A 12,581-nucleotide genomic window follows, 5' to 3' on the forward strand; every position below is an offset into this window, starting at 1 on the left:
AGTGCCGTTTTTTTTAGTATTAGGAAAAGGTTTTCCTGAAACGAAATCAAAAGGGGGAATACATTTTTTTTAGCCGTTAAAGAAAGCGTTTCCTATTTTTTTGTCGGAAGTTTGCAATCTATACTTTGATGGGGGTACTTTCATGACACTGTTAAAAGGGAAAAAATTGTGGTTGCCTTTAATTGCGGGTTCTCTTGTTTTTTCGTTGGCAGGATGCGGCGCGAATTCGGCCAAAACGGAGCCGACATCAAACGGAGCAAAGGACCCGGTGACCATCACCTTTTCGTTTGACCAAGGAATCGGGCAGCCGGCGCAAACGCTTGTCGATGAATATAACGCAAGTCAGGATCAATACGTTGTCAAAACGAAAATTTTGCCGCAGGATGCCAATGTGGTTCACGATGATTTTGTGAATAAACTGGCCTCCGGCGATAAAAGCGTGGACGTTATGGCTTTGGATGTCGTTTATGTGGCGGAGTTTGCGGCGGCCGGTTGGTTAACCGATCTAACCCCGTATTTTGATCAAGCGACGCAGGATAAATATTTGCCGGGTACCATTGAAACGGCAACATACAACGGTCAACTTGTCGCTTTTCCGTGGTTTACAAATGCAAGCGCTCTCTTTTACCGTAAAGACGTGCTTGATCAATTGGGTGTAGAACCTCCTGCTACGTATCAAGGCTGGATGGATCTGCAAAGTAAAGTGCAAGGCATGAACGATGTTCAATACACAGGGGTTTTTCAAGCTGCTCTGTCCGAAGCGTTGGTATGCAACTGGGTTGAATATGTAGCCAACAACGGTGGAGAGATCCTGGATGCATCAGGCAAACCGGTTGTCAATTCGGAAAATAATATCGAAGCGACGCAAATCATGCTTGATATGGTCAAAAGCTATGCTCCCGAGGGGGTAACGACTTATACGGAGCCGGAAAGCGAGCAGGTATTCTTGGACGGCAAAGCGCTTTTTATCCGGGATTGGTCCGGGTTCTGGAGCCAAGCCAACAAAGAAGGTTCCAAGGTAAAGGATAAAGTGGGCGTTGCCGCTCTGCCGGTTGGCCCTAAAGGAACCGAGTCGCATTCCACTTTAGGCGGTCTGAATTTGGTGATCAATAATTCCATCGATGACGAGCATAAAGCGGCTGCCGTCGACTTTATCAAATATTTGTCCAGCGAAAGCGTACAGAAGAAAATGAATCTGATCGCGGCCCAACCGCCGGTGTTAAAAGAGGTTTATCAAGATCCCGAAGTTTTGAAAGCGAATCCATTCTACGCGGATTTCTATGACATTATTATGAATGGGAAAGCAAGACCGATGTCTCCTCATTATTCTAGAGTTTCCGATTCGATTCAACGTAATATCCATGCGGCGCTGTCGGAACATATCGATATTAAAACGGCTTTGGACACCATCCAAACCGACCTCGAAGCATTAAGCAAATAAAGAAATAGACGGACATGGACTGTAGGCAGGGTATATAAAGTTGAATAATTATTTAGTTCAACTTAAATACCCGCTTCGCTGCAGTCCATGCCGCCAGAAGGAGTTAATGAGGGAATGAAGAGTTTACAACAAAGAAAGGAAACTAGAGATGCCTGGCTGATGATGTTCCCTGCGCTAATCATTTTATCGGTCATTGCGGTTTATCCGATTTTAAGGACATTTTGGTTAAGTCTGCATGAAATGGTGTTAACGGATCCGGGCTCGGGATATCCATTTGTCGGTTTGAAAAATTATTCCGATATCTTTCGGGACGAACGAGCGGGGGCTTCCATATTTTTTACTTTTAAATTCACGCTTACGACTGTTTTTTTAGAATTAATCGTCGGTTTTGCTGCGGCGATGATTATGAACAAAACGTTTAAAGGCAGAGGAATGGTTAGAGCGGCGATTCTGATCCCATGGGCGATTCCGACCACCGTATCGGCCCTGATGTGGAAATTTATATATAACGACCAGTACGGTTTGTTTAATGATGTGCTGTACAGACTTGGGATGATCGACGGCTATAAAGCCTGGTTAAGCACGGAAAGCGGTACATTTATGGCGCTGGTTATTGCGGATGTCTGGAAGACGGCTCCGTTTATGGCGCTGCTCATCTTGGCGGGGCTGCAAATGATTCCCGGCGATTTGTATGAGTCGGCGAAAATCGACGGCGCCAATGCTTTTCAGGCGTTCGTAAAAATTACTTTGCCGATGGTCAAGAGCACCGTGCTTGTCGCTCTTCTGTTCAGAACGATCGACGCGTTCAGGGTATTCGATTTGGTTTCCGTAATGACCGGCGGGGCGAACGGTTCGGAAAGCGTATCTTTATATGCTTACGCCCACCTGATGAAGTTCCTGAATTTCGGCTATGGTTCAGCGCTGTCGATTCTGATCTTCTTGGTCGTATTTGCCATTAGTCTAATTTATATGAAATTAATTGGTAAAAATCTGGCCTAATATTTTCGGAAAGGAGGGAAGCTTCAATGGATTTGAAAATATCACGGACATTAAAGTCGAGCTTATTATATGTCATGGTTTTGATCTTTTTAGGCTTTATTTTGTTGCCCTATATCTGGCAATTTTTAACCTCGATCAAACCGCTTGCGGAAATATCGGCGATCCCTGCCAAATGGGTGCCCAGCAAAATTAACGTAGAATATTATTTCAATGTGTTTCAGAAACATCCGTTTGCCAGGTATTTATTCAACAGTGTGATTGTAGCGACGATGACTACGGTTGTAAGCATTTTAATCGGCGCATCGGCATCCTATGCCTTGGCGAGACTGCGCTTTAAAGGGAAAAAAGTCATCCTGCTGTCCATCCTGACGATTTCCATGTTTCCGACGATTTCCACAGTCAGCCCTTTATTTTTAATTTTGAAAAATATGAACCTGCTAAATACGTATGCCGGGCTAGTTATCCCTTATACTACATTCGCCTTGCCCATGGCGATCTGGTTATTAACGAATTTCTTCAGTCAACTGCCGAAGGGCTTCGAGGAAGCGGCAACCATTGACGGTTGTTCCAGACTGCAAACTTTTTTCAGGATTATGCTGCCGCTCATTAAACCCGCTACCTTTTCGGTTGCTCTATTGGTTTTTATCAATGCTTGGAATGAGTATATTTACAGTTTGACTTTTATGACGGACGACAGCATGAGAACGGTGCCGGTTGGAATTGCGCTGTTTCCCAGCAATTATGAACTCCCATGGGGCGACATGGCGGCGGCGTCGATTGTCGTAACGGTTCCGCTCATTGCGTTGGTTTTAATATTTCAGCAGAAAATCATTGCCGGCTTAACCTCCGGGGGGATTAAAGGATAAAACATCAAAGGGAGAATGAGGATGAGCAAAATAAGATTTGGGCTTATAGGTTCGGGGTGGAGAGCCGAATTTTACATTCGTATTGCAAAGGCCATTCCCGAGAAATTCGAATTAACCGGGGTGGTCATACGAAATCGGGAAAAAGGGGAGGAGTTTGCCCGAAAATTCGGAGTAAACGTCGTCCAATCGTTGGACGGGCTGCTCAAAAGCCAGCCCGATTATGTGGTGTTATCCGTCAAGAGAGGTTTTGTTACCGATTATTTAATCGACTTATTTAAAAGAGGAATCCCCGTATTGTGCGAGACACCTCCGGGAGAAACGATAGAAGCTTTGGAGGAGCTGTGGGAACAGTCCAACAAATACAACGCCAAGGTTCAGATTGCCGAGCAATACTTTGTACAGCCGCTGTATGCCGCTTGGCTAAAGGTGATTCAAGACGGCAAACTCGGAGAAGTCAGCAATATGAATCTCTCGTCCTTGCATGGGTATCACGGCGTCAGCATCATCAGAAAGTTTTTGAACGCAGGTTATGAAAATTGTATAATCCGCGGGAAAAGGTTTTCCTTCCGAGTGACGGAAACCTACGGGCGTGAAGGCATGGACTTTGACGGGAAGATTTTTTCCTGTACAAGGGACCGTTTAACTTTGGAATTCGAAAATGGGAAGGTCGCGTTTTTCGATTTTTCCGATCCGGCCCAGTACCACTCGTTTATCCGCACCCGCCAACTGACCGTGCAAGGCGTAAGAGGCGAAATCGATGACTTGACCGTACGATATCTTACGCCTAGCAACGTGCCGGTAACGCAGGAATTAAACCGTATCGACTTAGGCAAATACAATAACCAGGAATGGGCTCACTACGGAATCATGTTGGGTGAAGAGTTCGTTTATAGGAATCCGTTTGCGAACGCTCGATTGAACGATGATGAAATCGCCGTGTCTACCTGCTTGGAGCGGATGGGCGCATACTTGGCCACTGGAACCGAATTTTATTCATTAAAAGAAGCGCTGCAGGATACTTATATTTCTCTGATGATGGACGCGGCGCTTAAAAGTCCGCATCAAGAAGTAAAAACGACAACAAGAGTATGGGCTCATTAAGCGGATTTCGGGGGACGGACATGTTTAATTTTGATCATCCAATCGAGCTTCAAAACAGCAACGGCAACGATCTGTTCATGGCGGGAGAAATTCTGATCGATATGATATCCGCGGATTATACTGATGATTTTACGTGCAGCACATACCAGAGATTTTTTGGCGGATCGCCCTCCAATATTGCGATGAACGCCAAGAAATTAGGGATTCAGGCTATTGTTGCGTCGGCGGTGGGGGGAGATGGCTTAGGCTCCTATTTAATCAATGAGTTAAAAAACGCCGGCATAGACACGGGGTGTGTTCAAAGGTTAGCGGATTACTCCACGAGCATGGTCGTCGTAACCAAAAGCCAAGCCACGCCGACTCCTGTGTTTTACCGGGGCGCGGACTATCATTTGTCATACACCGCGGAGCTTGAAGCGGCTTTGCTAAATTCCAAAATCGTACATTTCTCCTGCTGGCCCCTATCCAGAACACCGGCGAGGGGCACCATTGAAAAAATCATAACAACAGCTCAAATGAATCGATTATTGGTCTGTTTTGATCCAAACTATCATCCGATGTTATGGGAGAACGGCGAGGACGGAGTCGGGTATGTGAAGTCCCTCCTCGGAAGGGTGGATATTGTAAAGCCGTCCGCAGACGATGCGGAAAGATTGTTTGGCAAACAAACGCCCGAATATTATATGGAAACGTTCCTGGAGCTTGGCGCCAAACTCGTTATCCTGACCTTGGGAAAAGACGGCGCCCTGGTTTCCAACGGTTCGGAAACGGTCCGCTTCGACACCTTGGCCACCTCGGTGGCGGATACGACGGGGGCGGGAGATGCTTTTTGGTCGGGATTTTACGCGGCGGTGGTGCAAGGGCATACGATCAGACAAGCCTTAACCCTGGGGTTTGCAGTCAGCGCCTATAAATTGAAATATACCGGCGCCATTGCCGATTTGCCAAAGCTGGAAGTCATAAAAGACATGTATGGATTACGGGAGGAATAAAAAGTGGCGGTCCATAATCAAGTGCAACTGATCACGTATCCGGATTCGTTAGGAGGTGATTTAAAAACGCTCAACCGCGTTCTTTCCGCGTATTTTCCGGATATTTTTAAAGGCGGGGTCCACATTCTTCCGCCGTTCCCTTCCTCGGGAGACCGCGGTTTTGCTCCGCTTACGTATCTGGAGATTGATCCGCACTTCGGCACCTGGGACGATGTCAAAGCGATTGGCGAAAACTTTGACGTATTGGTCGATTTGATGGTCAATCATATTTCGCGGCAGTCGGAGTATTTTCAGGATTTTCTCGCAAAAGGCCGAAAATCGGAGTACGCTGATTTTTTTATTACGCTGGATAAGATTTGGCGAGACGGAGAACCGGTACAAGCGGATATTGAAAAAATGTTCTTGCGCAGACCGCTGCCGTATTCGGCCTTTACCATTGGAGAAACCGGCCAGGAAGAAAAGGTGTGGACGACGTTTGGAAAAACCGATCCCTCCGAACAAATCGATTTGGATATAAACTCGCCGCAGGTCAAGCAGCTGTTTACCGATTTCTTTACGCATTTTAAAAGGCATCATGTGAAAATCGTACGTCTTGACGCTGTCGGATATGTCGTTAAAAAATTGGGCACGAGCTGCTTTTTCGTAGAACCGGAAATCTACGAATTTCTCGATTGGATCAAAGAGCTTGCCGATTCCTTGGACATTGAATTGCTGCCTGAAGTGCACGCGCATTACTCCGTCCAGTACAAACTGGCGGAACGGGGCTATTGGATTTACGATTTTATTTTGCCGTACCGGATCCTGGAAGCATTCATTAATAAATCGGGGGAATCGCTGAAGCAATACTTGAGGACTCGTCCGCCTAAACAGTTTACGATGCTGGATTGCCATGACGGCATTCCGGTCAAGCCGGATTTGGACGATTTGCTGGATACCCAAGAAGCTAGGAAATTAGTCGATATCTGTTTGGAAAGAGGAGCGAACCTAAGTTTGATTTTATCGGACGAGCATAAAGCCGAGGATGGTTTTGATGTTCATCAAATCAGGTGCTCGTACTACTCCGTTCTAGATGGCGATGACGATGCCTATTTGGCGGCGCGGGCGCTGCAGTTCTTTACGCCGGGCGTGCCCCAGGTGTATTATGTCGGACTGCTGGCCGGGGAAAACGACCTGGAAAATGTGAAAAAAACCGGGGAAGGGCGGGAAATCAACCGCCACAATTTTACCCTTGGGGAAATCGAACAGGCTTTGGAAAAAGCAGCGGTTCAGAGATTGTTGAAATTGATCCGGTTTCGCAATGAATTTGCGGCGTTTAACGGGGAGTTCCAAGTGCTTGACTCCGCGGCGGATGAAATTCGGCTTTCCTGGCAAAAGGATGAAACGCGGTGTACCTTGTTCGTTGATCTTAAAACGAATCAGTCGGTCATCGATTATACGGATGAAAATGGAGCTATGAAACAATATTTTATATAACAGAGGATGTGCTTGAGATGACAGTATTGCCGATTCATAATCACGGGTTGAACGCAAGCCGGCTTATTTTTGGATGTATGGGGCTTGGCGGAGGCTGGAGCCGGGATCCCGTTCAAGCAGAACATGTAAAGCAGGCGCATGAAGCGGTGGAGACGGCTTTGGGCAGCGGAATCAATATGTTTGATCATGCGGATATTTACGCGTACGGAAAAGCCGAGACCGTCTTTGGCCAGGTGTTGCAGGAAAAACCGGAGTTAAGAGAAAAAATGATCATTCAATCCAAATTAGGAATTCGCTTTCCGGATGAAGTCAGGGGCATTCCGGCGCGTTATGATTTTTCCAAGGCCTATATTTTGGAGAGTGTGGATGGGATTCTTTCCAGACTGGGGATTGACTACTTGGATATTCTGCTCTTGCATCGTCCGGATGCGCTCATGGACGCGCGGGAAGTAGGGGAAGCCTTTCATCAGTTAAAGGCAGCGGGAAAAGTCCGCTATTTTGGCGTTTCCAATATGAGCGCCGGGCAAATTCGTTTATTGCAGGCCCATTGCAGTGAAAAGCTGGTGATAAACCAACTGGAGCTGAGCTTGCACAAAATCGGCTGGCTTGAAACCGGCATCCACGTGAATCAAGACGCGGCGAAAAACAATATTTTTCCCGAGGGTACGCTCGAATATTGCCAATTGGAAAACATTCAGCTCCAAGCCTGGGGTTCGCTGGCCAAAGGCTTATATTCAGGAGCCAGCCTGGAGAATGCCAGCGAAAGTGTGAAAAATACGGCTCAACGGGTTAAACGGCTGGCGGAAGAGAAGCAAGCATCGCCGGAAGCGATCGTGCTTGCGTGGCTGATGAAACACCCCGCCGCCATCCAACCGGTCATCGGAACAACCGCCCCATCCCGAATTAGGGCGTGTGCGGAAGCCGAAAACATCGTATTGAGCCGCGATGAATGGTACAGTTTATACGTTAGTTCTCGAGGCGTGGGTTTGCCTTGATTGGAATCATTCCGAATTTAAACGAACAAACGCTTGGGCCTGTTGTGCCCAAGCGTTTTCTTTTGCCGAAGGAACTGCTGCAAAGCTATTGCTGCGCCTTCACATATTCCGCCGATTTGATCCCGGCTTGGCGGCCGAAAATGATGATTTCCGCCACGGAGTTGCCGCCGATCCGGTTTTGGCCGTGCAGGCCGCCGGTTACTTCGCCGGCTGCAAACAAGCCCGGAATGGCTTGGCCTGCTTTATTCAACACTTCCGTGTTGGTGTTGATTTTTACGCCGCCCATCGTGTAGTGGATGCCGGGGCCGATTTTGATGGCGTAGTATGGACCCGCGGACAAGTCGTTGTCCATCCCGGTCGTTCTGGAGAACTCGGCGTCGTTTTTGTTCTTCACCGCGCCGTTCCACGTATCCAGCGTCGTTTGCAACGCATCCGCCGGCACGCTCATTTGCCCGGCCAATGCCTGGGTGGAATCCGCTTGGAGCACAAAGCCCATCTTTTCGTATTGCTCGATCGCTTTCACGCGCGATTTGACGCCGGAATCGAATACGAGATAAGCGGATTTTTCCGGCAGTTTATTAATCGCCGCCGTGACATTGTCCCGGGTGTCCATCTCGTTGGTGAACCGTTTGCCTTCGCTGGACACGAGGATGGCGCCTTCTCCGCGAACGGCTTCCCCGATCAGATACGATTTTTCCTGCTGCACGGTCGGGTGAACCTGGATTTGATCCATATCGACCGTCGTGCCGCCGAGTTTCTCGATCATCTGAATGCCGTCGCCGGTGCTGCCGGTCTGGTTCGTGGTCACATATCCTTGCAAATCCGGCCGCACCTTGGAGATCATGTCCATATTGGCGCCGAAACCGCCGGTCGTCACGACAACGGCAGCCGCGGCGATCGTTTTTTCATCCGTTTGGTTGAAAAGAACTTTGACGCCGTTCACTTTGCCGTCTTTTTCCGTAATCTCCTTGACGTCGGCGTTCACGAACAGCGGGATTCCTTGTTCTTTGACGTTCTTCAGCAAGCCGTTGACAAGGTATTGCCCGACGGCGGAGCCGTCTTCGGGACGGTGGGTGCGTTTTTCGCTCATCCCGCCCGTAATCGTAATATTGTTCAAGCGGATTCCGATCGAATCCAGCCAATCGATCGCCGCCGCGGAATTGTCCACGAAGAAGCGGAGCATCTCTTTGTCGTTGGTGCCATGGCCGCCCTTTAACGTCTCTTCATAAAATAAATCGTTGCTGTCTTCAATGCCTTGCTCTTTTTGGAATTTCGTTTGGGAAGCGTTCATCCCCGACGAAGCTTTCGTCGTATTTCCGCCGGCCACCGGCATTTTCTCGAAAATTACCGGATTCATCCCGCCGGCTTTCGCTTCAAGCGCGGCCGTCATCCCGGCGCCGCCCGCGCCGACGATGATGAGATCGTATTTGTCCTTAAGCTGGTCGATTGGCGTATAGCTATTCGTTTCGGACGCGCCCGAGACGGCTTCGGCTTCTTTGGCCGTGTCCTTGTTCCCGGCGTTTTGGCTCTGGTTTTGGCCTTGGGTCTGGTTCTTGGTCTGATTTTGGTTCCCGCCGCCGCATCCCGCCAGTACGAGAACGAGCGAGAGAACGAGGATCAGCGCTGTTGTTGTTTTCTTGGTCATGATTACCCCTCCACTTTCTATGCCTGTTGTTCCCGTTTACTATAACATGATTGTTTGCAAAGTTTTGTGAACAAATTCACAAACCATGTGAAACAATTCATAGTCCGGAAAGCAAACAACGCCGCAGTATAATAAGTTGAACTAATGATTGTACGTGATAGGGCCGTGTGAAATGTTCTTACGATCGCTGTTGCTCACAGATTTCTTTAATCAACTAAATTCGAATGTTGTAGAAATCCGCTCACAAAGGCGACCACTACCGTTTCTTCAGAATCATTTCACACTCTTGCCTGATTCCCGTATTTCTTTAGTTCAACTTATCTTGATCGGCAGCGTTGTTTGCTTATTTCTTCTTGGCAGGTGTCCATTTGTGTCCGCAGTTCATACAGCCGTTTACAATCGTGCTTCTTCCGACAAAGCCAACCAATATGCTGACAGGCAATGAAAAGAATATAAAAACGAGCCCGAGTGGCCCCAAAAAGCCAAAAGCCTTAGCTGTGTGTATATTGGCGGAAATGAACATCACGCCGCTAAGCACAAAGAGGAAAACGCCGAAAAGAATCATAGTGATAAGACAGGTAAACAGGTAGGCGAAGCTGTACCCCCGCTTGTTGGCAACGATCTGCGGAGATTTGCATTTCCGGCAGACAACGGTCTTTTGGTTTGCGCTGCTGGCCGGATATCCCGCTCCTGCGGACGCAGCGGCGGACGCGCGGCTTGGCGTATTGCCGGCCGCTCTGGCCTGCCCGCCGGCCGTTCGTCCGGCTTGAGGCGCGGATGATCTTTGCGCCGGGCTTGCGGTTGGTTTCGATGGACGCTGCACTTCCGTAGATTCCCTCCAATTCACAATTCCAGGTCTATAGACCTATTCGACAAATGCTTCCAAAATCCTTCTAAAGACTGAGCGTAACCTGGTTCCTGCCGTTATTTTTGGACTTGTACAAGGCCGTATCGACGGATTCGATAATTTGCTCTTTCACAATGTCCGATGATTGGGTCGCGACCCCTGCCGAGAAGGTCATCGTAATAGGTTCACCGCGCTCTTCCGGAACCGGAATGGAGGTCTCGCGAACTGTTTTGAGCAGCCTGATGCCGATTTTTTCCGCTTCCTGAAGCTCGGTCTCAGGCATTAATACGGCGAATTCTTCTCCGCCCCAGCGGGCCACAACATCGGTATCCCGCACATGGCTTTCCAGTTGCTTGGCTATCGTCGACAGCACCAGGTCCCCAAAGGGGTGACCGTATGTATCATTGATGTCCTTAAAATGATCCAGATCGATCAGCATTAACGAAAGCGGGCGGCCATAACGGTTGGAGCGAATGATTTCTTCGTCAAGACGCCGCTCGAAATGCCTGCGGTTCGCCAGCTTGGTCAGATCATCGGTAACCGATAGCTCGTACAGTTTCTTCTCGGCGATTTTTCGGTCGGTAATATCATTTAATACGACGATAATGCCGCTCACCAGTCCGTCATCTTCGACGGGATAGGTATCCGCCAAAAACGTGGAAGCCCCCTGGCCGTCCGGAAATTGGAGTTCTAACTGCTCCGTTTTTTTGCGCCCGGCCAATAGCTGGAAGATTTGATCCACCGCTTCGCCGGATACTTTTGCGCCGACTTCCCAAAAAAAGTGCTCCAACACCTCGTCTTGTTTCATTCTCAAAAGCCGGCACATCGCCGGATTGCACAAGTCGACTTTTCCGGTGCGGTCGATTCCGATCATTAAGGCGCGGGAGTTTTCCACGAAAATGTTCTGCTTGTTGATGAGCCTGGACCTTACTTTCAGCGCCCGATTCATGATGAAGATGAGCAGCGTGCAGATCCCCACCTCCAACACCCCCGAAAAAACCGCATCGATGTGGATAGCACTCAGGCGGGAAAGAACGTTGATCGCGCTGATCGCGACGCAGGACAACAAGACGATGATCGACTCTTTGAGCGAGAAAAACAATAACACCAGAATGATGGGCACGATAAAAATCTCAACGCTGAACACGTGGGCCGAGTGTTGAGTTCTGAGAAAATCCCAGGCGTAGCTTAACACGAGAATAATGCCAAGCATCAGGCGAATCGCGAAATTTCTTTTCCTTGGGAACGATTTCATCCATAGAGGCGAGGCTACGAAATAGGTAAACACGATCAGGAGCGCGATGGCGAGCAATTGGATCGGCAGCGAAATATGCCCGTAAAACTTGATTTCGATGAAAAGAAAACACGCATATAATAAAAGAACGGCGGCGTTCTTTAAAATGTTGACGATGATATTTTTTATTTTCTCCATCTCCTCGGACAACCATGTTCATGTCGAAAATTGTAGCGTCCTGGAAAGGGGTACGTCAATGAAAATCTTTGATCCGGAGGGACAAAGTTTCCAAGCGGGAGCATCCGCTCATTTCCTCCCGCATGACATGTTTGCCAATGGAGAGATAGTCTCGCGGCTTACATTTCCTTTTGGTATTTGTTCATATAATAAAGGCCGATTGCGGTATGGAGCAGAAAAACGGCTACCACCGCCAGCGTGACCCATAAAGGGGCGGAAATGAGGATCGTCATGTAAGCAATGCCCATAATGAGCCAATGGGTGATGTCGCCGGCTTTCGCTTTGGCCCGATAGCGGATCATCGTGTTCCGCTCATCGCTTATTTCGATTTCCGTCTGCTTTACGAGCTCGGGATTCCTGGATTCAAACCGTTTCATATAGAGCTGCGCCACACTCATCCCGATCAATCCCGCCCCGACGCCGACCAGCATTCCGGATACGGCTTTTACCTCTTCGCTTTTGAAACCGAAGCTGGCCGCGATGCAGCAAATGCCCGCGATCAACGCAGCTATATAAACCGATGCTTTTATCTTCATGATGTCTCCTCCTCATAGATGAAAATGTCTTCTATACTCATACCGAAGTAGCGGGCAATCTTGAAGGCCAGGATGATGGACGGATTGTACCGCCCGTTCTCCAGCGAGCCGATCGTTTGCCGTGAAACCTTGAGCGCAGCAGCCAGATCTTCCTGACTAATCCCGTCCCGTTTGCGTATTTCCTCAAGCCTGTTTTTCACAGATTCACCTCAAAT

General features: G+C 48.6%; 12 protein-coding genes. 7 read left to right on the forward strand and 5 right to left on the reverse strand.

The genetic code is table 11. The features are described from left to right. Positions 1-142 precede the first annotated feature (142 nt). The 7 genes from NYE74_RS29595 (at position 143) to NYE74_RS29625 (ending at position 7,867) form a co-directional block, all read left to right on the forward strand. A complete protein-coding gene (locus NYE74_RS29595) occupies positions 143-1,441 on the forward strand; it encodes an ABC transporter substrate-binding protein (RefSeq protein ID WP_213509913.1) in 1,299 nt (432 codons plus the stop codon). Positions 1,442-1,555: 114 nt separating this feature from the next. Then, complete coding sequence (locus NYE74_RS29600; protein ID WP_124331872.1) at positions 1,556-2,440, forward strand: carbohydrate ABC transporter permease; 885 nt, start codon at positions 1,556-1,558, stop codon at positions 2,438-2,440. Positions 2,441-2,466: 26 nt separating this feature from the next. Then, a complete protein-coding gene (locus tag NYE74_RS29605; protein WP_063836329.1) occupies positions 2,467-3,306 on the forward strand; it encodes a carbohydrate ABC transporter permease in 840 nt (279 codons plus the stop codon). Between the two features lie 21 nt (positions 3,307-3,327). Continuing rightward, positions 3,328-4,407: a Gfo/Idh/MocA family protein gene (locus NYE74_RS29610; RefSeq protein ID WP_036625673.1), complete on the forward strand. Its 1,080-nt coding sequence runs from the start codon at positions 3,328-3,330 to the stop codon at positions 4,405-4,407. Positions 4,408-4,427: 20 nt separating this feature from the next. After that, positions 4,428-5,399, forward strand: coding sequence for a carbohydrate kinase family protein (locus NYE74_RS29615; RefSeq protein WP_036625671.1), 972 nt, complete (start codon positions 4,428-4,430; stop codon positions 5,397-5,399). A 3-nt stretch (positions 5,400-5,402) separates the two neighbouring features. Continuing rightward, positions 5,403-6,872 (forward strand): sucrose phosphorylase, encoded by a 1,470-nt coding sequence (gtfA, locus tag NYE74_RS29620; protein ID WP_036625670.1) that lies wholly within the window; start codon positions 5,403-5,405, stop codon positions 6,870-6,872. 17 nt (positions 6,873-6,889) lie between these two features. Continuing rightward, on the forward strand, positions 6,890-7,867 hold the full coding sequence (locus NYE74_RS29625) for an aldo/keto reductase (protein ID WP_036625668.1): 978 nt from the start codon (positions 6,890-6,892) through the stop codon (positions 7,865-7,867). An 85-nt stretch (positions 7,868-7,952) separates the two neighbouring features. Here NYE74_RS29625 and NYE74_RS29630 read toward each other — a convergent pair whose 3' ends face one another. The 5 genes from NYE74_RS29630 to NYE74_RS29650 form a co-directional block, all read right to left on the reverse strand. Beyond that, positions 7,953-9,512: a flavocytochrome c gene (locus NYE74_RS29630; RefSeq protein ID WP_036625667.1), complete on the reverse strand. Its 1,560-nt coding sequence runs from the start codon at positions 9,510-9,512 to the stop codon at positions 7,953-7,955. A gap of 343 nt (positions 9,513-9,855) precedes the next feature. Then, entirely contained in the window at positions 9,856-10,335 is a 480-nt protein-coding gene (locus NYE74_RS29635) for a hypothetical protein (RefSeq protein ID WP_036625666.1), read from the reverse strand. Positions 10,336-10,405: 70 nt separating this feature from the next. Continuing rightward, positions 10,406-11,791 carry a sensor domain-containing diguanylate cyclase gene (locus tag NYE74_RS29640; protein WP_051985678.1) on the reverse strand — a complete coding sequence of 462 codons (1,386 nt, stop codon included), beginning with the start codon at positions 11,789-11,791 and terminating at the stop codon, positions 10,406-10,408. 158 nt (positions 11,792-11,949) lie between these two features. Further along, on the reverse strand, positions 11,950-12,366 hold the full coding sequence (locus NYE74_RS29645) for a hypothetical protein (RefSeq protein WP_036625664.1): 417 nt from the start codon (positions 12,364-12,366) through the stop codon (positions 11,950-11,952). Next, positions 12,363-12,566, reverse strand: coding sequence for a helix-turn-helix transcriptional regulator (locus tag NYE74_RS29650; RefSeq protein WP_036625661.1), 204 nt, complete (start codon positions 12,564-12,566; stop codon positions 12,363-12,365). Before NYE74_RS29650 ends, NYE74_RS29645 begins: the two co-directional genes overlap by 4 nt. Positions 12,567-12,581 lie beyond the last annotated feature (15 nt).

Origin of the sequence: Paenibacillus sp. FSL P4-0127 (assembly GCF_038007325.1) — a bacterium.
GTDB classification, from domain to species: Bacteria; Bacillota; Bacilli; order Paenibacillales; family Paenibacillaceae; genus Fontibacillus; species Fontibacillus macerans.